The organism is Streptomyces aurantiacus (genome assembly GCF_001418335.1).
GTDB lineage: Bacteria > Actinomycetota > Actinomycetes > Streptomycetales > Streptomycetaceae > Streptomyces > Streptomyces aurantiacus.
On record NZ_LIPP01000214.1, the window covers coordinates 1 to 21,881 of the forward strand.

Consider the following 21,881-nt stretch of genomic DNA (forward strand, 5'->3'; position numbering starts at 1 on the left):
GGCTCCGGCAAGTCCACGCTGATGCACTGCGTCGCGGGGCTTGACAGCTTCTCCTCCGGCTCGGTCCGCATCGGGGAGACCGAACTGGGCTCGCTGAAGGACAAGCAACTGACCAAGTTGCGCCGGGACAAGATCGGCTTCATCTTCCAGGCGTTCAACCTCCTGCCGACCCTCACGGCCCTGGAGAACATCACCCTCCCGATGGACATCGCGGGCCGCAAGCCGGACAAGCAGTGGCTGAACACGGTGATCGAGATGATCGGCCTGGCCGACCGGCTCTCCCACCGCCCCACCGAGCTCTCGGGCGGCCAGCAGCAACGCGTCGCCGTGGCCCGCGCGTTGGCGTCCCGCCCGGACATCATCTTCGGCGACGAGCCCACCGGAAACCTGGACTCGCGTGCGGGCGCCGAGGTGTTGGGCTTCCTCCGCAACTCCGTACGGGAGATGGGGCAGACCGTCGTCATGGTCACCCACGACCCGGTGGCCGCGGCGTACGCGGACCGCGTGATCTTCCTGGCCGACGGGCGGATCGTCGACGAGATGCTCTCGCCGACCGCCGACGGCGTCCTCGACCGGATGAAGGACTTCGACGCCAAGGGCCGTACGAGCTAGTTGACTTCGTGCCCTCGCGCCCCGCCGCCGCGTCTCGTCCCGCCTCCTCCTCCACCAGGACAGAAACCCATGTTCCGTACCGCCCTGCGCAACGTCCTCGCGCACAAGGCCAGGCTGTTGATGACCGTGCTCGCCGTCATGCTCGGCGTCGCCTTCGTCTCCGGCACCCTGGTCTTCACCGACACCTTCGGCAACGCCTACAAGAACAAGGCGGCGAAGAGCTTCGACCACGTCTCGGTCGCCATACAGCCCGAAGGCGGCTCCTCCTACGAGTCCGGTGACGACGGCGAGGCCAAGACGCCGCCGCGGCTGACCGACGCCCTCCTGAAGAAGACCCAGAACCTCCCCGGCGCCGACTCGGCGATCGGCGGCGTCATGGACTTCACCGCACTCGCCGACAAGGACGGCAAGCTCGTCGGCGGCGACTGGGGCACCTCCGGTGCCAACTACTACCCCGGCAAGGGCGGCAAGGACCCCCGCTACGACTTCACCGAGGGCGCGGCACCCAAGTCCGCCGGTGACATCGCGCTCGACTCCAGGACCGCCGGACGCACCGGCTACAAGGTCGGCGACACGGTCCGCTACTCCACCGACGGACCGGTGAGGCAGGCGAGGATCAGCGGCGTCTTCGACACCGAGGACGGCAGCGTCCTCGCGGGCGGCAGCCTGGTGGTGTTCGACAACGACACCGCCATGAAGGTCCTCGGCAAGAGCCAGTACGACGAGATCGACGTGAAGGCCGCCGCGGGCACCTCCGAGACGGCGCTGAAGAGCTCGGTCGAGAAGATCCTGCCGAAGGAGACGGTCGCCCTCTCCGGTGCCCAGCTCTCCGACGACCAGGAGGCGATGATCGAGGAGCAGACCAGTGCGATGAGCCAGGTCCTGCTCATCTTCGCGGGCATCGCCCTGTTCGTCGGCATCTTCATCATCGCCAACACCTTCACCATGCTGGTCGCCCAGCGCACCAAGGAGCTGGCCCTGATGCGCGCCATCGGCGCCTCGCGCCGCCAGGTGACGCGCTCCGTGCTCATCGAGGCGTTCCTCGTGGGCCTGGCGGCCGCGGTGACCGGCTTCGCGCTCGGCATCGGCGTGTCCATGGGCCTGGAGTCCCTGATGAACTCCGCGGGCGCCTCCCTGCCCGACGGGCCGCTCATCATCGCCCCGACCACGATCGTCGTCGCGCTGGTCATCGGCGTGGCCGTGACCATGCTGGCCGCCTGGCTGCCGGGCCGCCGCGCCGCGAAGATCCCGCCGGTCGCCGCGATGAACAGCGTCCACGCGACGCCGACCACGCGCGGTCTCGTCGTCCGCAACACCCTCGGCTCGATCATCGTCGCCCTCGGCGCGGTCCTGCTGTTCATGGACGACAACTACGTGATGGCCGGCGGCGCCGGAGTGACCCTGGTCGGTGTCATCGTCCTCACGCCGCTCCTGTCGCGCCCGTTCATCGCCGCGTCGGCCCCGCTCCTGAAGCCGTTCGGCGTCACGGGCAAGCTGTCCCGGCTCAACGCGGTGCGCAACCCGCGCCGTACGGCCTCCACCGCCTCGGCCCTGATGATCGGCCTGACCCTCATCACGGCGATGACGGTGGTCGCGACCTCCATGGGCAGCGCCATCAACAAGATGGCCGCGGACTCCCTGAAGGCCGACTACACCGTCTCCATGGCGAACTACCAGCCGCTGGCCCCCGAGGTCCGCGAGAAGCTGGACAAGCTCCCCGACGTCGAGGCCAGCAGCCCGTTGCGCCCCGCCTACGGCGAACTCGGCGACTCGTACGCCGAGGTCTCCGGCGTCGACGAGAAGGCCTTCGGCAAGCTGGTGAGCCTCGACTTCACCAGCGGCTCCCTCGCGAACCTGACCGGCGCCTCCACGCTGGTCGACAAGGAGACCGCGGACAAGGAGGGCCTGAAGACGGGTGACACCGTCCCGGTGAAGTTCGACGACGGCAAGACAGCCCGGCTGAAGGTCGTCGGCGTCTACGAGCAGAACGAGATGATCAACGGTCTGTTCGCGCCGCTCGCCGTGGTCGACCCGCACCTGTCGAAGATCACCGATCAGCAGGTCATGGTGAAGATGAAGGACGGTGTCTCCGACCGGGCCGAGGACGCCATCGTCAAGGCCCTGGGCGACAACCCCGCCATCAAGATCCAGGACAAGAACGCGATCAACAACGAGATCGCCGGCGCGATCAACCTGATGCTGAACATGCTCTACGGCCTCCTGGCAATGGCCATCCTGATCGCGGTCCTCGGTGTCATCAACACCCTGGCCATGTCGGTCTTCGAGCGGAAGCACGAGATCGGCATGATGCGGGCCATCGGTCTCGACCGCGCGAAGGTCAAGCAGATGGTGCGCCTGGAGTCGATCATCATCTCTCTGTTCGGTGCGGTACTCGGCATCGGTCTCGGCCTCTTCATGGGCTGGGTGGCGGGCGACAGCATCTCCGGCACGGTGAAGACGTACACCATGGAGATCCCGTTCGGCCGGATCGCCGTCTTCCTTTGCATCGCGGGCCTGGTCGGCGTCCTCGCGGCGATGTGGCCGGCGCGCAGCGCGGCGAAGCTGAACCCGCTGATGGCGATCAAGAGCGAGTAGTCACTGGCGGTGCGCACAGGAGTGGGGCCCCGGACGAGCGTCGTCCGGGCCCCGCTCACGTACGGCCTACCGCCAGGTACGGGCCCGCAGAGGCATCCCCGAGGCCCCGCCCCCGGGTGTCCGTACCGCCAGTACCTGGTTGACGCCGATGCGGTTGCGCTCGAAGGCGAGCGCCGAGGCGGCCATGTAGAGGCGCCAGACACGGGCCCGGCCGGGGCTGGTGAGCCGGACCGCGCGCGGCCAGTCGGCCTCCAGGTTGGCCACCCACCGGCGCAGGGTGAGCGCGTAGTGCTCGCGGATCGACTCGACGTCGCGGACCTCGAACCCGGCGCTCTCCAGGTGGCCCACGGTGTCGCCGATCGGCGCGAGCTCCCCGTCGGGGAAGACGTACGCGTCGATGAACTCGTCGATCTCGTACGCCGATTCGTCGCGCCACGGCCGGCGCCCGATCTGGTGGTTCAGGAGCCGTCCGCCCGGCTTCAGGAGGGCGTACAGATCCCGCGCGTACTCCAGATAGCGTTCGCTGCCGACGTGTTCGGCCATCCCGATGGAGGAGATCGCGTCGTACGGCCCGTCGATGACGTCCCGGTAGTCCTGGACGCGGATCTCGACCCGGTCGGTGAGCCCCTCTTCCGCGACGCGCTTACGGGCGTACGCGGCCTGCTCCTGCGACAGCGTGACGCCGACGACACTCACGCCGTGCTCACGGGCCGCGTGGATGGCCATCGAGCCCCAGCCGCAGCCGACGTCGAGCAGCCGCATGCCCGGCTTCAGGTCCAGCTTGCGGGCGATGAGTCCGAGCTTGTCGCGCTGGGCGTCCTCCAGGGTGTCGTCCGGGGACTCCCAGTAGGCGCACGAGTAGACCATGGACGGGCCGAGGACGATCTCGTAGAAGTCGTTGCCGACGTCGTAGTGGTGGCTGATCGCCCGTCGGTCGCTGTGCTTGGTGTGCAGATGGGGACGTCTGCGCACCTCCTCGCGGGGCGGGGCGGGCGGCAGCAGCGAGCCCGCCATGCGTACGAGTCCGCGTACGGCGGCCCGTACGTCGGGGTCCCGCAGGGCCTCGCCCAGGGTCCTGGCGTCCTCGCCGCGTTCCCAGACCATCTCGGCCACCGCGTCCAGTACGGCGTACAGGTCGCCGTCCACCGTCAGGTCCCCGGAGACCCAGGCCCGTGCCATGCCCAACTCTCCCGGTTTCCAGAGAAGTCGGCGCAGGGCCCGGCGGTTGCGCACGACGAGCACCGGGCCGCCCGGCGGTCCCGCTTCCGAACCGTCCCAGGCCCGAATCCGTACCGGGACCGGGGCTCCCAGCAGCTGTTCCATCAGCCCTTTGAGCCGAAGCGCCGCGTCCTGCATGGCGCACACCTCCGTGACGAGAATTCCCACAGACTCCAACACCACGTAAACACCGACGGGCCCGAAACGCAGTCCCGTGGAAGCGTCATGTCTCAGCAAAATACATGCAGCCACCACGTACCCTCACGGCACCGACCGGAACCTGAGGGCTCCGCCCCCAGACCCCAGTTATCGGCGCGAACGACTTGATCCTCAAACGCGAAGTCTTCAGCCTCTCCGGCGTTCGAGGAGCGGGGGTCCGGGGGCGGAGCCCCCGAGTAAGTGACGGGAAGGGTAAGGGCGGCGGGGGCGAATGAAAACGCCGAAGAGGCCCCCCGCACCACGGATGGCGGGAGACCTCTTCGGAGACAACGGCGAAGCAGAAGAACAGGTGCGGCAGAAGACGGTGCAGCAGGTGGGCCGATGACCGGAGGTCAGGAGGCCTTGGCCTTCTCCTCCGTCTTCGCGGCGACGGCCGGAGCCGGCGCCGGCTTCGCCGCCTCGTAGAACTCCTCACGAGGAGTCTCCATCGCGCCGAGAGAGACGACCTCGCGCTTCAGGAACACGGCCAGCGTCCAGTCGGCGAAGACCCGGATCTTCCGGTTCCAGGTGGGCATGGCCAGACCGTGGTAACCACGGTGCATGTACCAGGCCAGCCGGCCCTTCACCTTGATCTTCATCTTGCCCATGACGATCATGGCGACGCCCTTGTGCAGGCCGAGACCGGCGACCGCACCCTTGTTGGCGTGGCTGTACTCCTTCTGCGGGAAGCCCCGCATGCCGGAGATCACGTTGTCACCGAGCACCCGCGCCTGACGCAGCGCGTGCTGGGCGTTCGGCGGGCACCAGGCGTTCTCGTTGCCGGCCTTGCGGCCGACGAGGTCGGGCACCTGGGCGTTGTCGCCGGCGGCCCAGATGTAGTCCGCGCCCTGCACCTGGAGGGTGGTCCGGGTGTCCACGTGACCGCGGGGTCCGAGCGGCAGGCCGAAGCGGGAGAGCACCGGGTTCGGCTTGACGCCGGCCGTCCACACGATCGTGCTGGAGTCGACCTCAAGTCCGTTCTTCAGGACCACGTGGCCGTCGACGCAGGAGTCCATGGAGGTGGAGAGGTAGACCTCGACCCCACGTCCTTCGAGGTGCTCCTTGCCGTACTGGCCGAGCTTGGGACCGACCTCGGGGAGGATCTTGTCCGCGGCGTCGACGAGGATGAAGCGCATGTCCTCGCGGGACACGTTGTTGTAGTACTTCGAGGCGTCCCGGGCCATGTCCTCGACCTCGCCGATGGTCTCCGCACCCGCGAAGCCACCGCCGACGAAGACGAAGGTGAGCGCCTTGCGGCGGACGTCCTCGTCGGTCGTGGAGTCGGCCTTGTCGAGCTGCTCAAGGACGTGGTTGCGCAGGCCGATGGCCTCCTCGATGCCCTTCATGCCGATGCCCTGCTCGGCGAGGCCGGGGATCGGGAAGGTGCGGGAGACCGCGCCCATCGCGATGACGAGGTAGTCGAAGGGCAGCTCGTACGCCTCACCCACGAGGGGGGCGATCGTGGCGACCTTGCGGTCCTGGTCGATGGTGGTGACCCGGCCGGTGAGGACTTCCGCCTTGGGCAGCACGCGTCGCAGCGGGACGACGACGTGCCGAGGCGAAATGCTGCCGGCGGCTGCTTCGGGGAGGAAGGGCTGGTAGGTCATGTACGACCGGGGGTCGACGACCGTGACGGTCGCCTCGCCGTAGCGCATCTTCTTGAGGATGCGCCGAGCTGCGTACAGGCCTACGTACCCACCGCCTACTACGAGGATCCTGGGACGCTCCGTGGTGCTCATGCCATCGAGTATCCACCCGCCTCAGGGGGGTCGCTCGTGCGCCCCTTCACAAGCTTCCCCCGTCCCTCTGTTACACTGCGCGGCTCGCGTGATCCAGATCATGATTGGGCGAGGGAACCAGTACACGACGCGACCCGTTGTCAATGCCGCCTGAGCTGCCACTCCACCCATTCGGGCTCCCTGTACCACCCCTCCTCTTCACATGACGGCAGCACCCTGGAAACAGGCCGTTGACCAAGCCCCGAACCCCTCCGGAGGCCCGACAGAACCCGGATGGACGAAAACTTCTCCCCAGGGGGCCGGTTCTCTTGTGAAGAACTTCACGAAGTTTCCCGCAGGGCCGCCGAGGACGACGCCGGCGAGCCCTGCGCAGCCCTCTTTATGCCGCTCATACGTCACCCAACCTGCTCAGCCGAGGCCGCCATCAACCATCGAAGGAGTCACGAAAGCAGGCCTCACTCATCCTCAATACGTGTACACGCTCGCGCGTACACTTCATCCATGACCGAGAACACGGTGACCGTACGGGAAGCCCGCGCGCACTTGGCGGACCACATCAATCGTGCCGAGGAGGGCACGCCCACGGTGATCACCCGCAACGGAGAGCCCGTCGCGGCCGTGGTGCCGATCGCGGATTTCGACGCGCTGGAAGAAGCAGCCGACGTATTGCTGGCCCGAGAGGCGGAAGCAGTCCTGGCCCAGGGCGGCCCGACGGTGACCATGGCCGAACTGCTGGCAGACCTGTTCACCGAGCGCACCGAGGGTGCGGCGTGAAGTACGCGTTCCGGTTCACCACAGCGGCGCAGCGGCAACTACGAGCCATCGACCGGCCTGTCGCCATGCGCATCCTGGCCGCGCTGACCACCCTCGGCGACGATCCGTACCGCGAGGACGCCGACATCAAGAAGCTCACCGGCCCCTCGGGCCTCTATCGGCTCCGGGTCGGCGGCTACCGGGTCGCCTACCAGGTCGAAGACCGCGAGCTCGTCATTCTCGTCGTCAAGGTCGGCGACCGGCGCGACGTCTACCGCAGCCTCTGAAAGCCGACACCCCGGAGCCCGAAGCCTCCGGACTGCTTCCACGGCCGGATGGCCGCTCGATCCGAAACCGGTTGCCCCTGGGCGTGCAGCGGCCAGGACCGCCGGTGTGGATCGGCGGGTTCTGGCCGCGTCGTCCGCCCATGCGGCGGGCGGCCCGGTGGGACGGCGTGGTGCCACTGTTCGAAACGGCCCGGCACGGGCATGTGCCGGATGTCGCGGAGGTACGGGACCTTGTCGGCTACATACGCAAGCACCGCCCGGCCGGGGACGAGCGCCCCTTCGAGTTCGTACTCGGCGGTGCCACGTCCCCGGACGCGGCCAAAGCGAGGGATGTGATCGCTCCGCTGCGCGACGCCGGTGCCACCTGGTGGGACGAGCGACAGATCCAGGCCGGCCCCGGCCTGGACCGGCTGTCCGCAGTACTGCGCCGCGTCGAGGCGGGGCCGCCCGAGGTCTGATGTGCCCTTCGCGTCAGTCCCGCTTCTTGCCCGCCTCAGCCGCTTCGGCCTCCTCGATCGCCGGCCCGGCTCGTCCGCGGCTGCCGTTTCACAGACTCAGCAGCAGGTCCCGGACCGCGGCGGGCCGGGACAGGAACGGGTGGTGGCCGGCGTCGAGTTCGACGACGCTGCCGGCCCGGCGGGCGAACTCGCGCTGCAGCCGCGGCGGGGTGCCCCGGTCCTGGGCGCAGACGAGGTACGTAGAGGGCACCTGCTGCCATGCGGCCGCCCCGACCGGCTGCCCGGTCACCTGCACGCCCTGCCGGGCGAGGTGGTCCGCCGCCTGCACCTGGACCTCGGGGTCGCAGTCCTGCAGGAACGTATCCACGAGCAGCTCGGGGCGGACCCCGAAGGTGCCGGCGTCGGGGTCGATGTCGAGAAACGGGGCGGGGCTGCCGTCCCCGAACTCCGACAGGCTCTGCCCGACCTCGGGGAGGTAGCTGGAGACCAGCAGCAGGTGGCGCACCGACCCGATGCCCGCGGCGGCTTCCGCGGTGATGATGCCGCCGTAGCTGTGGGCGACAACGATGGTCGGCTCGTCGCTGTCCTGCAGCACCTGCCGCACCGCCGCAACATCCTCGGGCAGTCCCGGACCGCCCACGCCGCCGGGCAGGCCCGCCTCGCCGCAGCTCGGCAGCGCCGGGGCCACGCTCGGCACCCCTCGCTCCTGCAGCAGCCCGGCGGTTCGGTGCCACCACCACGACCCGTCCCGCACGCACGCCCCATGCACGAACACGACCCTCATCGCTACCTCCACGTCTGCCGTGACTGCTCCCCTGCCGACGATAGACGTAGTGGCTGTTACGTGAAAAAGTAGGGGCGTGGGTAGACGACCGGAACCGCACATCAAGGAGAGGCTGCTCGATGCCTGCGCCGATCACGCCCTCGCGCACGGCCTCCCCGACCGGCTTGAGCCGCTGGCCACCGCCACCGGCACCTCGGCCCGCATGCTGATTTATCACTTCGGCACCCGCGACGCGCTGCTGCGGGCCGTCCTCGGGCACGCACGGCAACGTCAGCTCGACACATTCGGCGACCTCCTGCGGGTGCGGCCCGACGAGCCGTACACGGCCACCCTGAACCGCGCCTGGATCTCCATCACCGGCCCGGACGGGCAGCCGTACCTGCGGATGTTCGGTCAGCTGCGCGAGAGTGCGGAGCAACGGTTGTGGCCCAACTTCCGGCGCACCGCGACGACCGACTGGCTCGGGCCGCTTGAGGACGGCCTGCGCAGCATCGGCCGGCCGGATCTCGCGACGCTCGTTCTCGCTGTCATCCGTGGTCTCCTCATGGACCTCGACGCCACCGGCGACACCACCCGCACCGACCGGGCCTTCCGCGACTTCCTCGATACAGTCGAACACCTGTCCAGCGGTGCAACGCAGTAGACCCGTCCCGTGGGAACGAGCCGTCGTCGCCGGAGCACGTCACCGCAGGTCAATCCCCCTTCTTGTCCTTCTTGTCCTTCTCGGCCTCCTCCGCCGCTTTCCACGCGATGCCGTCGAGGATGTCGTGCTCGCTCACCACGACCTCCCGCGCGCCTGTCCTCTCCATGATCGCGAGGAGTACCAGGGCGCCGGCGCCGATGACGTCGACGCGGCCCGGGTGCATCGAGGGGATCGCCGCACGCTCGGTGTGCGTGGAGGCGAGCAGCCGCTCGGTGATCTCGCGGACGCGGTCGAGGGAGATTCGCGAGTGGTGGATGGCCTCGGGGTCGTACTCCTGAAGGTTCTGGGCGATCGCCGAGACGGTGGTGACGGACCCGGCCAGGCCGACGAGCGTACGGGCCTCGCGCAGCGGCACGGATTCCTCGGCGAGGTCGAGGGCCGCCTCGATGTCGGCGCGGATCGCCCGGACCTGCTCCTCGGTCGGCGGGTCGGTGACCACGCCGTCCCGGAGAAGGTGCCGTTCCGTCATCCGTACGCAGCCGATGTCCACCGAACGGGCGCCCCGCACCTGGTCGTCGCCCACGACGAACTCGGTGGAGCCGCCGCCGATGTCCACCACGAGGTAGGGCTTGGCCAGGTCGTCACGGCCCGTCAGCTCCTTCGTGGCGCCCGTGAACGAGAACTCGGCCTCCTGGTCGCCGGAGATGACCTCGGGCTCCACTCCCAGGATGTCGAGGACACCGCGGACGAACTCGTCCCGGTTCTCGGCGTCGCGGGAGGCCGAGGTCGCCACGAAGCGCAGGTGCCGGGCGCCGTGCTTCTCGATGACCGCGGCGTACTCGCGGCAGGCCGCGAAGGTGCGCTCCAGGGCGTCGGGGGCGAGCCGGCCCGTCCGGTCGACGCCCTGCCCGAGCCGGACGATCGTCATCCGGCGGTCCAGATCGACGAGTTCGCCGGTCTTCGGGTCCGCGTCCGCGACGAGCAGGCGGATGGAGTTGGTACCGCAGTCGACGGCGGCGACGCGAGTCATGACAGTGATCTCCTGTTGCGGTCGTTCGTCCTTTTCGGAGGCTCCGCTCCCGAAAAGCCGGGGCGCGGCCCCGCTTTTCAGGGGCGCGGGGAGCTGCGCGACCAGCCACAGCGCACCCGCACCCGACAACGCAGCTCAACGCAAGCCAACCCGTTCACCCCGCCGGCGGCACCGGCACCACACACGCGCCCTTGCGCCACCACTCCGGCAGCAGCGCGAGCGCCTCGTCGCCGAGGGGGTTCACCCCCGGCCCCGCGGCCAGGGAGTGCGCGACCAGCACGTGCAGGCACTTCACCCGGTCCGGCATCCCGCCGGCGCTCGGAAACCCTTCGAGCACCTCTATGGAGTCACGACGGGCGATGTAGTCCTCGTGGGCGGCCCGGTACGCCGCGGCCAGTTCCGGGTCCGTGGCGAGCCGCTCCGTCATCTCCTTCATGACGCCGTTCGCCTCAAGCGTGCCGATGGCGGAGGCCGCACGCGGGCACGTCAGGTAGTACGTCGTCGGGAACGGCGTCCCGTCGGGAAGACGGGGGGCTGTCTCGACGACGTCCGGCTGCCCGCACGGACAGCGGTGCGCGATCGCACGCAGCCCGCGCGGCGGCCGTCCGAGCTGCTGCTCGAAGGCCTCGACGTCCGCGTCGGTGGGCTCGGTGCGGGGGGTGGGCGACGGGGGCGTTTCCATGCCTGAGGTCTGTGTCTTTCTGGTCAGTCGCTGGTCGGTCGGTTCACCGGTCGGAGGCGTCGGCCTTGTCGACGCCGTCCCAGACGTTGGCGTACCAGGCCCGGTCGGCCGCCGTCCGGTCCGTACGCGTCTTCTTCGCCGCGTCGGGGTCGATGACGATGTAGCCGGTCTCGCCCGGCATCACATAGTGCAGCCGCTCCCGGATGCGCTGCTCGGCGTACGCGTCGTCCTGCCACCGTGCCTTCAGGTCGCGCAGCTGCTCGACCCGTGCGCGGGCCTGCTCGCGCTGCCGCTGCAGATCGGCGACCTCGGCGCGCTGGGAGACGTACTGCCTTATGGGATAGGCGAGGGCCACGACGAGCGAGCAGAGGACGAGGGCGAGGAGTGCCGCCCGGCCGGTCAGCCGCGAGCGGCGCGCCTGACGCTTCGTCTGGGAGCGGTAGACGCGGGCCGCGGTCTGCTCGCCGAGCGCCCGCAGCCTCGTCGCGGTGGAGAACCGGTCCCGGTCCTTCACAGCCATGGTCCCGCCTCCCCGATACGTACGTACGTCCCCGCACACGGTACGGGACCGGGTACGGGGACGTACGTACGACGCTGCTTACGAGGGCGTCAGCCCTTGAAGCGGGGGAAGGCCGAGCGGCCCGCGTACACCGCGGCGTCGTCGAGGATCTCCTCGATGCGCAGCAGCTGGTTGTACTTGGCGACGCGGTCCGAGCGGGCCGGGGCGCCGGTCTTGATCTGGCCGCAGTTCACGGCGACCGCGAGGTCGGCGATGGTGACGTCCTCGGTCTCGCCGGAGCGGTGGGACATCATGCACTTGAAGCCGTTGCGCTGGGCCATCTCGACGGCGTCCAGGGTCTCGGTCAGCGAACCGATCTGGTTGACCTTGACGAGCAGGGCGTTCGCGGAGTTCTCCTCGATGCCGCGGGCCAGGCGCTCCGGGTTGGTGACGAAGAGGTCGTCGCCGACGATCTGGACCTTGTCGCCCAGCTTCTCGGTGATGACGTTCCAGCCGGCCCAGTCGTCCTCGTACAGCGGGTCCTCGATGGAGACCAGCGGGTACGCGGCGACGAGCTCCTCGTAGTACTCGGTCATCTCGGCGGCCGAGCGGGACTTGCCCTCGAACTCGTACTTGCCGTCCTTGTAGAACTCGGACGCGGCGACGTCCAGCGCGAGGGCGACCTGCTCGCCGGGGGTGTAGCCGGCTTCCTTGATGGCCTCGATGATGAGGTCGAGGGCCGCGCGGTTGGAGTCGAGGTTCGGGGCGAAGCCGCCCTCGTCGCCGAGGCCGGTGGACAGGCCCTTGGTCTTCAGCACCTTCTTGAGGGTGTGGTAGACCTCGGCGCCCCAGCGCACGGCCTCGGAGAAGGACTCCGCGCCGATCGGGGCGATCATGAACTCCTGGATGTCGACGTTCGAGTCGGCGTGCGACCCGCCGTTGAGGATGTTCATCATCGGGACCGGCAGCAGGTGCGCGTTCGGGCCGCCCAGGTAGCGGAAGAGCGGCAGGTCGCTGGCCTCGGCGGCGGCGTGGGCGACGGCGAGGGAGACGCCGAGGATGGCGTTGGCGCCGAGCGAGCCCTTGTTGTCGGTGGCGTCCAGGTCGATCATCGCCTGGTCGATGAGACGCTGCTCGGTGGCGTCGTAGCCGACGAGCTCCGGGCCGATCTGCTCGATGACGGCGAGGACGGCCTTCTCGACACCCTTGCCGAGGTAGCGGTTGGGGTCTCCGTCACGGAGCTCAACGGCCTCGAAGGCACCGGTGGAGGCACCGGACGGAACGGCGGCACGACCCGTGCTGCCGTCGTCGAGGCCGACCTCGACCTCGACCGTGGGGTTGCCTCGGGAGTCCAGGATTTCCCGGGCTACGACGACGTCGATGGACGGCACGAGCATCTCCTTCTGGGATGTGACGCAAGCTACGCCGGACCGAAGGCCCGGTTGGCGCGGGCCGTTGGTGGCCCCGCGGGATGAGCCTAACCGGCCGCCGGGGATCGGCCGGCCTTCGACCGCCTCCTGGACGGAAACCGAGAGGAAATTGTTTCCGAACGGAACAAAGCGAGAGAGGGAGCCCGCGAGGGCGCGCAGCCGGTGTGCGGCGGGTGCGCGGCTGACGCAAAAAAGCCCCGCTCCGATGCATACGGGGGAACACGCACCGGAGCGGGGGCCCGTGGGGGACGGGGGTGACCCTCACGGACCTCCACTATGGATGACACGTATGTGAGGGCGCTGTGGTTCAGTCGTCGTGCGGTTGTGGACCGGCCTGCCGGCCGAGGCTGAGCGGCCAGGGCCTCGGCCGGGACAGGACGTGGTCCACACCGCGTGAGCGGACGCGACCGCCGGACGTCAGCTGAGGTGCAGCTGCTGGCCCGGGAAGATGAAGTCGGCGTCGTCGACGATGTCGTCGTTCAGCTTGTACAGCTTCTGCCAGCCGCCCTTGACGTTCTCCTCCGCGGCGATCTCGCTGAGGGTGTCGCCCTTGACGACCTTGTACTCGCCGTCGCCCTTCTTGACCTTCTTGCCGGTCGGCGTCTCGACGGTCTTCTTCGCCGCCGGACGCTCCTGGGAGCGCGAGGCACGCTTCTCGGTGGACTGCGTGTCCTGCTGCGGCTGCGCGGCGCTCTGGCCGGAGTCGCCGGAGCCCGAGGGAGCCGCGGCGCCACCGGTCGAGGCGCCGGACAGGCCCACGCCGCAGCTCGGCCAGGCACCCTTGCCCTGGCTCGCGAGAACCTTCTCGGCGACGGCTATCTGCTGGGACTTGGAGGCCTGGTCGGCGCTGGAGGCGTACGAGCTGCCGCCGTACGCGGCCCAGGTGGACGACGAGAACTGCAGGCCGCCGTAGTAGCCGTTGCCCGTGTTGATGGACCAGTTGCCGCCGGACTCGCACTGGGCGACGGTGTCCCACTCGGAGGTGGTGGCGGCGGAGGCACCCGTGGCGCCCATCAGCGGGACGGCGACGGCGGCGGTGGTGACACCGGCCAGCGTTGCGAGGCGGGTAGTCCGATTGGCAATGGTCGGGCGGCGGTGCTTGCCCTTGCCGGAAAGCAGCATGAAGTGATCCCCTCACCGACGCCTGCGAGGTGAGCTGTCGGGTTCGGGCCGAGTGAGTTGCCCGGCCGCGCGACACTGCTGTCACGCGGCTTAACCCCAAGCCGTACCTGGCCTCAACGACCGGGTCCGGCACTTACCTTGGGTCCCCCGCTCCTGCCTACGGCGCTTACGCGACGACTGTTCCCGTACGGCCGTTGGCAGGATTCGGCGTGCGACCGTCGGGGCTCACCAGTGGCGAGCGGTCACGACCGTAGACACGGGATCCGCCGAATTTCAAAGACGATCAGGGTCGTTGAGATCCATCTCTCACTTTCACCAAAGCGGACATTCGGCGCGAACTACCGCTGAATTTCGCCCGATTCGGCGGCTTGATCACTACTTGCTCGCCACCCGCTCGCCCCCACCCGCCGACGCTCAGCTGTCGACCGTGAGTCGCTGACCGGGGATGATGAAGTCCGGGTCGGCGCCGATGCTGTCCTTGTTCGCGGCGTAGAGCTCGCTCCACCCGCCCTCGACATCAAGGGAGTCGGCGATGCTCGACAGGCTGTCCCCGGAGCGGACCGCGTACGAGCCCTTCTCGGCGAGGACGCGCGAGGAACTGTCGCTGCGCGAGGCATGCCGGCCGGCGTAGTCGTCCGCACGGGGCGCGGTGTCGACATCGTCGGCACTGCCGCGGTGACGGCCGGAGCCGGTCGCGTCCAGGTCGTCCGAAACATCGTCCGAAACGTCGTCGTTCTGGGACGAGTTGTCCGAGTCGTCATTCTTCGCGGTGTCGTCCGTGGACGAGCTGTCCAGTCCCGGTGAGACCGAGGCGGAGTCGTCCGCGGAGTCCGCATCGCCGTCCGTGGACGCGTCGGCCTTCGCACTGCCGCTGTCCTTCGTGTCGCCCGAGTCGGCCGACGGACTGGCGGAGTCCTCGGCGACGCCCGTGTCGACGTCGGCGGAGTCGGAGTCCTGCGTGAGACCGGAGACGAGTCCACAGGTCACCCAGGCGCTCGTCCCCTGGTCCGCGAGGACCTTCTCGGCGACGGCTATCTGCTGCGAGCGGCTGGCCTGGTCGGCGCTGGGCGCGTAGTCGAGGCCGCCGTACCCCTCCCAGGTCTCCTGGGTCATCTGGAGGCCGCCGAAACGCCCGTTGCCGGAGTCGGCGCTCCACGAGCCACCGCTCTCGCACTCGGCGACCGCGTCCCACGTCGTGCCGGTGGCGGCACTCGCGCCGGTCGCGCCGAGCAGGGGGATCGCGATGGCCGATCCGGCCACACCCGCGGCGACGAGAAGCGCCGGAGCCTGGCGGGGGCGACGATGACGGCCGTTCCCGGAGAGCATGCGATTGCCTTTCGCGTGACAGCAAGGAGTGCGCACAGGACACAGCGGAAAGCTGTGCTCGTGACTACTGCGGCGGGTGAGACCCGCCGCATTGATGGGTGAACGTATCCGCACTCGAACTCTTGTCACAAGTCGATGCAGCGCAGATAACGTGAAGATCACAAAGTTGACGGAGCCTCACCTTCCGTCACCGTCGGTGCTACCGGCTTTTAGGTTTCGCAACCGGGGTGAACTCCACCGGAAGCGTGCGCAACCCACGCATGATGAGCCCGCCACGCCACCTCAAATCGGCTGAATCCCCCGCGAGTTGCAGGTCGGAAAGGCGGGTCAGCAGCGTGGTCAGCGCGGTCCGGCCCTCCAGCCGGGCGAGCGGCGCGCCCAGACAGTAGTGGATGCCGTGGCCGTAACCGAGGTGTTGGTTGTCACGCCGGGAGAGGTCGAGGGTGTCGGGGTCCTCGAAGCGCTCGGGGTCGCGGTCGGCCGCCGCGAGCACGACGAGTACGGGGTCGCCGGGGGCGATGTCCTGCCCGCCGACGCTGAGCGGTTCGGTGGCGAACCGCCAGGTGGCCAGTTCCACCGGCCCGTCGTAGCGGAGCAGTTCCTCCACGGCGGTCCCGAGCAGGTCCGTGTGGCCGGCCGCGAGGGAGCTCTGCAGGCGCTGCCGCTGCTCGGGGTGGGTGAGCAGGGCGTAGGTGCCGTTCCCGATGAGGTTCACCGTTGTCTCGAAACCGGCGAACAGGAGGATGAAGGCCATCGCCGCGACCTCGTTCTCGGTGAGGTGCTCACCCTGGTCGGAAGCCCTGATGAGCGCGGAGACGAGGTCCTCGCCCGGGGCGGGCACGTCCGTGAGCTCCGCGCGCTTGCGGTGGATGAGCTCGGCGAGGTAGCCGCGCATCTTCTTGACCGACCGGGCGACCCCGCCCCTCGGCCCTCCGCCGTGCCGGATCATCATCCCGGCCCAGTCGCGGAAGTCGTCCTGGTCCTCGCGCGGGACCCCGAGGAGATCGCAGATGGCGTAGATGGGGAGCGGAAAGGCGAACTCGTGGATGAGGTCCGCCTCCCCCTTCTCGACGAACCCCTCGATCAGCTGATCCGCCAACTCCTGTACCCGCGGCGCGAATTCGGCCACCCGCCGGGGCGTGAACACCTTGCTGACGAGCCGCCGCAGCCGGGTGTGGTCCGGCGGGTCGATATTGAGCAGGTGCGTCATCAGGTCGGCGTTCCGCTCCCCCGGAATGCCGGTCCTGCCCTTCGCGTGCGCGGGCTCGTCGTGATGTGCCGGGTTCTTGCTGAGCCGGGCGTCGGCGAGGGCCTGCTTGGCGTCCGCGTAACGGGTGACCAGCCATGCCTCCACCCCGCTGGGCAGCTTCGTCCGATGCACGGGGGCGTGCTCGCGGAGCCAGGCGTACGCCGGGTAGGGGTCGGTGGCGAACTCCCAGCTGAAGAGTTCGGGGGCGGGATGCGCCGCGGGCGGCTGTGCGGGCGGCTGTGCAGGCGTTTCGGTCACTCCTCGACGGTATCGGGAGGGCGCGGCGGTACCGGGAGGGGTGTTTCGCGGGCCTGCCCGGACCGTCCTGCCACGACACCGGAGGGCTCCGGCCGCCCGCCTCGTCCTGCTCCGGATTCACCCGGCACGAGCGCTTCACCCCGGGCTGTCCCTAAATGGCCTGCCCCTTGACCGGGCGGCTCTCCGGCTACCTACATTCGCGCCCGTGGACTCCGAAATACTCCGGACCAGTTTCGCGGTCGTCGAAAGAAGGGCCGAGTTCGCGCTCAAGTACTTCTACTCGCACCTCTTCTGGCACCACCCCGATGTCCGCGCCCTGTTCCCCCTGGACTCCCCTCAGGACAAGGAACGGCAGCGGGACCGCCTGTTCACCGCTCTGGCGCTGGTCGTCGCGCGCCTCGAAGGGCCGGGACTGCACGAATATCTACGGGACCTGGGGCGGGACCACCGGAAGTACCTGGCCCGGCCCGAGCACTACACGGCCGTGGGGGACAGCCTGATCGCCGCGTTCGCCGCCGTGTCGGGGTCGGCGTGGAGCGTGGAGGTGGAGAAGGCCTGGGACGAGGCGTACGAGGTGATCGCGGACGCCATGCTGGACGGCGCGGAGGAGGCGGAGAGCAAGGGGCAGCCGTCCTGGTGGGACGCCGAGGTCGTCGGCCGTGCCCGGCACGGGGACGATCTCGCCGTGCTGACGCTCCGCCCGCACCGGCGCCTCCCCCACCTTCCGGGCCAGTACGTGAGCGTCAACAGCCCCCGCGTGCCGGGGGCCTGGCGCCCGTACTCCGTCGCCAACGCGCCCCGCTCCGACGACACCCTCGACCTGCACGTCAGCCTCGTCGAGGACGGCGTCCTGTCCCCCGAACTCGTCCGGCGCACCCGGGCGGGCGACGCCCTGCGGCTCGGCGTGCCGGGCGGCCGGCTGACCCTGCGGACGCCGGTGGAGCGGCCCCTCACGTTCATCGCGGCCGGCACCGGCTGGGCTCCGGTGAAGGCACTGCTGGAACAGCTGGCGGCGCGGCCCGGCCCGTACGACGAGACCCGGCTGTTCGTCGTCGCCCGCGACATCGCCCACCTCTACGGGCGGACCGCGCTCGGGGAGTTACGCGCGCGGCTGCCGCGGCTGGACATCACCGTGATCACGCCCGCGCCCGGCCGCCCGAAGGCCCAGGCCACCGAGCGGCTGCTGACGGCTCTGGGCAACCGCGCCAACTGGGCACGCCACGACGTCTATCTGGCCGGCCCGCCCGGACTGGTCGAGGAGGTCTCCAAGGCGCTGCCCCGCCTCGGCGCCGTCCCGGACCGGGTCTTCCGCGACGAACTCCCGTCCACGGGCCACGACCGGGCCCTGGGCCCCGGCGAATGGCTCCTCCACCGGCCCCGCCCGCACTGGCACCACCCGTCGGCCCGGGAAGACTCTCCCCGGTGTCCCGAGTCAGGACACTAGAGGGTTCCGCAGGACACCAGGACAGGGCCTGGAGGGCTCGGCGGGACACCGAGACACAGGGGTCAGGGGCAGACGGGTCGGGCCTCGCTCGCCCGTATCGCGTCCCGGTAGGCCCGCGCGGCGGCCCGCAGCGCCGCTTCCGGGTCGACTCCGTCGGCCTCGGCCCGTACGGCCAGGGCCAGCAGTTCGTAGCCGACGCCCTCGCCCGCGGGCAGCGGCACATCGAGCCCCGCCGTGTGGGCGCGGGACGCCAGCTTGGCGGCCAGCGCGAGGCCGGGCTGGCCGAGCGGGACGCCCTCCGTGACGGACGTCCGCTGCTTCTCCTCCGCCTTGGTGCGCAGCCAGTGCTCCTTGACGTCCTCGGGCGTCGCGGCGGTCTCGTCGCCGAACACGTGCGGGTGGCGGTGGATCAGCTTGGTGACGATGCCGGCCGCCACGTCGTCGATGGAGAAGGGCTCCGACCCGTCCTCGGGGCTGCCCTCCTCGGCGATCCGGGAGTGGAAGACGACCTGGAGCAGTACGTCGCCGAGCTCCTCGCGCAGTTCGTGCCGGTCGCCCTCCTCGATCGCCTCGACGAGTTCGTACGCCTCCTCGATGCCGTACTTGGCGAGGCCCTTGTGGGTCTGCTGGGACGACCAGGGGCACTCGACCCGGATGCGGTCCATGACCTGGACGAGGTCGAGGAGGCGGGCGCCCGGGAGGTCGTACGAGGCGGGGAGCAGTTCGAGGTCGGGCATCTGGACGCGTCCGGTGCCGGCCAGCCGGGCCAGGCCGTCGGTCAGGCGCGGTTCGCCCTCGCCGGTGGCGACGACGGTGACCGTGCGCCCGCCGGCGCAGGCGTCGACCAGCTCCTGGGCGCCGGGCGCCTCCTCGTCGACCTGGATGCCGGCCTCGCGCAGGTACGGCAGCTGCGGGTGGGCGCCGTCCGCGCACAGGACGCGGTCGGCGCCGTGCAGCGCCTGCCAGGCGGGCCAGGACAGGAGTCCGGGTGCGACGCGGTGGCTGGTGGTGAGCAGGACGATGCGCCCGGGGCTGGATGCGTTCACACCCCGAACGTAACCCACGCCACCGACATCGAGGTCACGCGCTGTGCGTTACGCCGGCTGCCGGCTTTCCGCCTGCGTGACCTCGCGCAGCCACGGCAGCTTGGCGTCGACGCGGCTGCTCTTCTCCACGTCCCAGGTGCCGTAGCGGGGGTTCAGGTCGACGCCCAGCTTCTTGGACGCCTCGGACAGCGACTTCCAGAACGCCGGCTGGCTGGTGTCCGCGCCGAGCCGGGCCGCGAGCTTCTGGGCCTCGATCTGGACGCGGAGGTTGTCGTCGATCCGCTCGGGCGGGACCCCGTACCGCTGGAGCCAGGTCACTTCGAACGCCTTCGCGCCGCCCGCCTGCTCCTCCAGGCCGGCGCGGGCCTGCTGGATCTCCTTGCGGGTGACGGTCACGTCCGCGTCCTGGGCGGCCCGGTGCAGTACGCGGTCGAGGACCATGCCGTGCAGGGTGTCACGGGCGAGGCCGCCGGACTTGGCGATGGCCTGCTCGTACTGCGCCTCGCCCTTGGTGGCGGCGCGCTGCGCGGTCCGTACCTCGTTCACCCGGTTCTCCAGCTGGGAGACCGTGATGCGGTCGTCACCGACGACGGCCGCGGCACCGGGATGCGCGTCGCTGCCACAGGCGGTCAGGAGGGGGGCCGCGGTGACGAGTGCGGCGGAGAGGAGGAACGCGGTGCGACGGCGGCGGTGCAAGGAGACCTCCTGTAGGAGATTGTGCGGCGGTGCACAATGTCTTGCGGTGATCGATGGTAGGCAGGGGACCGGCTCTCGGCCACCCATTCGACCCAACGATTCGCCCGGACTTCGGGCACCGGCACGGGGCCGTCTCCATCCGCACGCCGCACGGCGGGCCGCACGGCGGTCTCAGCCGCGGACCTGGCCCAGCCACTGGAGGGTCCGGCCGATCTCCACGGCCAGCGGATGGCCGGGGCCCCGCACCCGTTCGGCGTCGTACTTGAGCCGGACCAGCATGTCGTGGGCGGCGGCCCGGTCGCCGAGCGCGAGGAGCAGGTGTCCGATGCGGCGGCGTACCTCGAAGGAGAGCTCGGCGTCCTGGGCGACGTACTGGTTCTCGTAGTACGGCAGCAGCGCGCGGTACTCGGCGAGCGCCGCGGCCGGTTCGCCGAGTTGTTCCAGGCACTGGGCGGCCTCGTAGCGGAAGCGCAGGGACTGCGGGTCGGCCTGGCCCGCCTCGGTGGCCCGTTCGTCGGCGAGGCGGCGCAGTTCGGGCAGGGCGCGGCGGTACTGGCCGTCGTCCATCAGCGTGGCCGCGTACTGCTTGCGCAGGGTGCGGACGACCGGTGAGTGCTCGCCGTGCTGGGCTGCGGCGGCCGGGAGGATCTGGCCGAGGATGTCGACGGCCTGGGTGATGCGGCCCTCGCCGAGGAGCCGCTTGACCTCGTCGACCGCTCCGGCGACATCGGGTTTCTCGACGGCGGGCGCGGCCTGGGGCTGCGCGGCGAGGGTGCGGGCGCGGTCCGGCCAGGGGGCGTGCGGGCGCAGGAACGGGCGCGTGGGGTCGAGCGGCCCGCCGGACGGGACCCCGCGCGCGGGGAGCAGCGGCAGCAGCTGCTCGTACGTCTCCTGGGCGGAGTCCGGGCGGTGCTGCGGATCCTTGGAGAGCAGCCGCAGTACGAGGGCTTCGAGCGCCTCCGGCACCTCGGGGCGCAGCCGGCGGACCGGCAGGGGCGGCTCGTAGAGGTGGCGGTGCAGCACGCCGAGGGCGGTGGAGCCCGAGAACGGCACGTCTCCGCTGAGGAGTTCGTGCATCAGCACCCCGAGCGCGTACAGGTCGGTGTACGGGCCGACCGCGCCGCCCATCGCCTGCTCGGGGGCCATGTAGGCGGGCGATCCGATGGGTGAGCCGGTGTGCGTGAGGCGGGTGGTGTCCGTGTCCATCACCGACGCGACACCGAGGTCGAGCACGGTGATCGTGCCGTCCTGCTTGATCATCACGTTCCGCGGCTTGAGGTCGCGGTGGACGATCGGCACGGCGTGCACCGCGGAGAGCACGGCGCACAGTTGCGCGGCGACCGCGACGGTCCACTGCCAGGGGTACGGGTCGTGTTCGGCGAGGTGGTCGGAGAGGTCGGCCCCGTCGACGTACTGCATGACGAGGAACAGCTCCTCGCCCTCGCTGCCCGCGTCGTGCACCGTGACCAGGCCCGGGTGGTCGACCTGTGCGGTGACGCGGCACTCGCGCACGAATCGGCGGCGCAGTTCCTCGGCCTCATGGCCCGCGACCTTGTCAGGACGCAGCAGCTTGACCGCGACGCGCCGGTCCAGACGCTGGTCGTACGCCGTCCACACCTGGCCCATGCCGCCCTGTCCGATGAGCGTGGACAGTTCGTAACGGTCGGTGATCACACGTCCCGACGCCACGGTCACCTGCCGTCCTCGTGCTTGCGGAGATAGTCACTCAGCTCGTCGAGCTCGGCGCGCACCTGGTCGATACGGGCGGGCGCGGGGCGCTGCGGCGGCGGGGTCGGAGTCGGCGCGGAGGGC

Annotated in this window: 19 protein-coding genes, 1 pseudogene and 1 riboswitch; of the genes and pseudogenes, 7 read left to right on the forward strand and 13 right to left on the reverse strand. The window is 70.0% G+C overall.

Annotated elements, in window-relative coordinates:
* Together AOK01_RS26250 and AOK01_RS26255 are read left to right on the forward strand one after the other, a co-directional pair.
* A partial coding sequence (locus tag AOK01_RS26250) for an ABC transporter ATP-binding protein (protein ID WP_055515868.1) occupies positions 1–612 on the forward strand: 612 nt, incomplete at its 5' end.
* Positions 613–681: 69 nt separating this feature from the next.
* A complete protein-coding gene (locus AOK01_RS26255; RefSeq protein WP_055515870.1) occupies positions 682–3,207 on the forward strand; it encodes an ABC transporter permease in 2,526 nt (841 codons plus the stop codon).
* A gap of 66 nt (positions 3,208–3,273) precedes the next feature.
* On the opposite strand, the gene AOK01_RS26260 is transcribed toward AOK01_RS26255, so the two are convergent.
* The gene (locus tag AOK01_RS26260; protein ID WP_055515872.1) at positions 3,274–4,563 is read right to left on the reverse strand and encodes an SAM-dependent methyltransferase; all 1,290 of its coding nucleotides are present in this window, start codon (positions 4,561–4,563) and stop codon (positions 3,274–3,276) included.
* A gap of 413 nt (positions 4,564–4,976) precedes the next feature.
* Positions 4,977–6,362 (reverse strand): NAD(P)/FAD-dependent oxidoreductase, encoded by a 1,386-nt coding sequence (locus AOK01_RS26265; protein WP_055515874.1) that lies wholly within the window; start codon positions 6,360–6,362, stop codon positions 4,977–4,979.
* 501 nt (positions 6,363–6,863) lie between these two features.
* Between AOK01_RS26265 and AOK01_RS26270 the strand changes: the two genes are divergently transcribed.
* The 3 genes and pseudogenes from AOK01_RS26270 to AOK01_RS26280 form a co-directional block, all read left to right on the forward strand.
* Positions 6,864–7,136 carry a type II toxin-antitoxin system Phd/YefM family antitoxin gene (locus AOK01_RS26270; RefSeq protein WP_055515876.1) on the forward strand — a complete coding sequence of 91 codons (273 nt, stop codon included), beginning with the start codon at positions 6,864–6,866 and terminating at the stop codon, positions 7,134–7,136.
* Entirely contained in the window at positions 7,133–7,402 is a 270-nt protein-coding gene (locus tag AOK01_RS26275) for a type II toxin-antitoxin system RelE family toxin (RefSeq protein WP_055515878.1), read from the forward strand. The genes AOK01_RS26270 and AOK01_RS26275 overlap by 4 nt, the downstream gene beginning before the upstream one ends.
* Before the next feature lie 71 nt (positions 7,403–7,473).
* Positions 7,474–7,860, forward strand: a pseudogene (locus AOK01_RS26280) (LLM class flavin-dependent oxidoreductase); the annotation flags it as partial.
* A gap of 88 nt (positions 7,861–7,948) precedes the next feature.
* On the opposite strand, the gene AOK01_RS26285 reads toward AOK01_RS26280, so the two are convergent.
* Positions 7,949–8,644 carry an alpha/beta hydrolase gene (locus tag AOK01_RS26285; protein ID WP_055515879.1) on the reverse strand — a complete coding sequence of 232 codons (696 nt, stop codon included), beginning with the start codon at positions 8,642–8,644 and terminating at the stop codon, positions 7,949–7,951.
* A gap of 76 nt (positions 8,645–8,720) precedes the next feature.
* On the opposite strand from AOK01_RS26285, the gene AOK01_RS26290 reads away from it, so the two are divergent.
* Positions 8,721–9,287: a TetR/AcrR family transcriptional regulator gene (locus AOK01_RS26290; RefSeq protein ID WP_055515881.1), complete on the forward strand. Its 567-nt coding sequence runs from the start codon at positions 8,721–8,723 to the stop codon at positions 9,285–9,287.
* Between the two features lie 49 nt (positions 9,288–9,336).
* Here the strand turns inward: AOK01_RS26290 and AOK01_RS26295 are convergent, their stop codons facing one another.
* From AOK01_RS26295 to AOK01_RS26325, 7 genes are all read right to left on the reverse strand, one after another.
* Positions 9,337–10,317 (reverse strand): Ppx/GppA phosphatase family protein, encoded by a 981-nt coding sequence (locus AOK01_RS26295; RefSeq protein WP_055515883.1) that lies wholly within the window; start codon positions 10,315–10,317, stop codon positions 9,337–9,339.
* Positions 10,318–10,471: 154 nt separating this feature from the next.
* Positions 10,472–10,999, reverse strand: a complete 528-nt coding sequence (locus tag AOK01_RS26300; RefSeq protein WP_055515885.1) for a DUF501 domain-containing protein — start codon at positions 10,997–10,999, stop codon at positions 10,472–10,474.
* Between the two features lie 43 nt (positions 11,000–11,042).
* Positions 11,043–11,519: an FtsB family cell division protein gene (locus AOK01_RS26305; RefSeq protein WP_055515887.1), complete on the reverse strand. Its 477-nt coding sequence runs from the start codon at positions 11,517–11,519 to the stop codon at positions 11,043–11,045.
* Between the two features lie 89 nt (positions 11,520–11,608).
* Positions 11,609–12,889: a phosphopyruvate hydratase gene (gene eno, locus AOK01_RS26310; protein WP_107099917.1), complete on the reverse strand. Its 1,281-nt coding sequence runs from the start codon at positions 12,887–12,889 to the stop codon at positions 11,609–11,611.
* A gap of 456 nt (positions 12,890–13,345) precedes the next feature.
* Entirely contained in the window at positions 13,346–14,050 is a 705-nt protein-coding gene (locus tag AOK01_RS26315) for a LysM peptidoglycan-binding domain-containing protein (RefSeq protein ID WP_055515892.1), read from the reverse strand.
* A 4-nt stretch (positions 14,051–14,054) separates the two neighbouring features.
* A riboswitch (cyclic di-AMP (ydaO/yuaA leader) is annotated at positions 14,055–14,225 on the reverse strand.
* Between the two features lie 239 nt (positions 14,226–14,464).
* Positions 14,465–15,376, reverse strand: a complete 912-nt coding sequence (locus AOK01_RS26320) for a LysM peptidoglycan-binding domain-containing protein (RefSeq protein WP_055515893.1) — start codon at positions 15,374–15,376, stop codon at positions 14,465–14,467.
* 199 nt (positions 15,377–15,575) lie between these two features.
* Entirely contained in the window at positions 15,576–16,883 is a 1,308-nt protein-coding gene (locus AOK01_RS26325) for a cytochrome P450 family protein (protein ID WP_055515895.1), read from the reverse strand.
* Between the two features lie 205 nt (positions 16,884–17,088).
* Here AOK01_RS26325 and AOK01_RS26330 point away from each other — a divergent pair, with 205 nt between their 5' ends.
* Positions 17,089–18,327 carry a globin domain-containing protein gene (locus AOK01_RS26330; protein ID WP_055515898.1) on the forward strand — a complete coding sequence of 413 codons (1,239 nt, stop codon included), beginning with the start codon at positions 17,089–17,091 and terminating at the stop codon, positions 18,325–18,327.
* 62 nt (positions 18,328–18,389) lie between these two features.
* On the opposite strand, the gene AOK01_RS26335 is transcribed toward AOK01_RS26330, so the two are convergent.
* From AOK01_RS26335 to AOK01_RS26345, 3 genes are all read right to left on the reverse strand, one after another.
* Positions 18,390–19,391 carry a nucleoside triphosphate pyrophosphohydrolase gene (locus AOK01_RS26335; protein WP_382033104.1) on the reverse strand — a complete coding sequence of 334 codons (1,002 nt, stop codon included), beginning with the start codon at positions 19,389–19,391 and terminating at the stop codon, positions 18,390–18,392.
* A 30-nt stretch (positions 19,392–19,421) separates the two neighbouring features.
* Complete coding sequence (locus tag AOK01_RS26340) at positions 19,422–20,069, reverse strand: SurA N-terminal domain-containing protein (RefSeq protein ID WP_055515901.1); 648 nt, start codon at positions 20,067–20,069, stop codon at positions 19,422–19,424.
* Positions 20,070–20,240: 171 nt separating this feature from the next.
* Positions 20,241–21,722 carry a serine/threonine-protein kinase gene (locus AOK01_RS26345; protein WP_281181450.1) on the reverse strand — a complete coding sequence of 494 codons (1,482 nt, stop codon included), beginning with the start codon at positions 21,720–21,722 and terminating at the stop codon, positions 20,241–20,243.
* Positions 21,723–21,881: the final 159 nt, after the last annotated feature.

Excerpts from the sequence above, each read along its gene's own strand:
- AOK01_RS26255 (WP_055515870.1), top strand. The coding sequence starts at position 682 with ATGTTCCGTACCGCCCTGCGCAACGTCCTCGCGCACAAGGCCAGGCTG.
- AOK01_RS26260 (WP_055515872.1), bottom strand. The coding sequence starts at position 4,563 with ATGCAGGACGCGGCGCTTCGGCTCAAAGGGCTGATGGAACAGCTGCTG.
- AOK01_RS26265 (WP_055515874.1), bottom strand. The coding sequence starts at position 6,362 with ATGAGCACCACGGAGCGTCCCAGGATCCTCGTAGTAGGCGGTGGGTAC.
- AOK01_RS26270 (WP_055515876.1), top strand. The coding sequence starts at position 6,864 with ATGACCGAGAACACGGTGACCGTACGGGAAGCCCGCGCGCACTTGGCG.
- AOK01_RS26285 (WP_055515879.1), bottom strand. The coding sequence starts at position 8,644 with ATGAGGGTCGTGTTCGTGCATGGGGCGTGCGTGCGGGACGGGTCGTGG.
- AOK01_RS26295 (WP_055515883.1), bottom strand. The coding sequence starts at position 10,317 with ATGACTCGCGTCGCCGCCGTCGACTGCGGTACCAACTCCATCCGCCTG.
- AOK01_RS26300 (WP_055515885.1), bottom strand. The coding sequence starts at position 10,999 with ATGGAAACGCCCCCGTCGCCCACCCCCCGCACCGAGCCCACCGACGCG.
- AOK01_RS26305 (WP_055515887.1), bottom strand. The coding sequence starts at position 11,519 with ATGGCTGTGAAGGACCGGGACCGGTTCTCCACCGCGACGAGGCTGCGG.
- AOK01_RS26315 (WP_055515892.1), bottom strand. The coding sequence starts at position 14,050 with ATGCTGCTTTCCGGCAAGGGCAAGCACCGCCGCCCGACCATTGCCAAT.
- AOK01_RS26320 (WP_055515893.1), bottom strand. The coding sequence starts at position 15,376 with ATGCTCTCCGGGAACGGCCGTCATCGTCGCCCCCGCCAGGCTCCGGCG.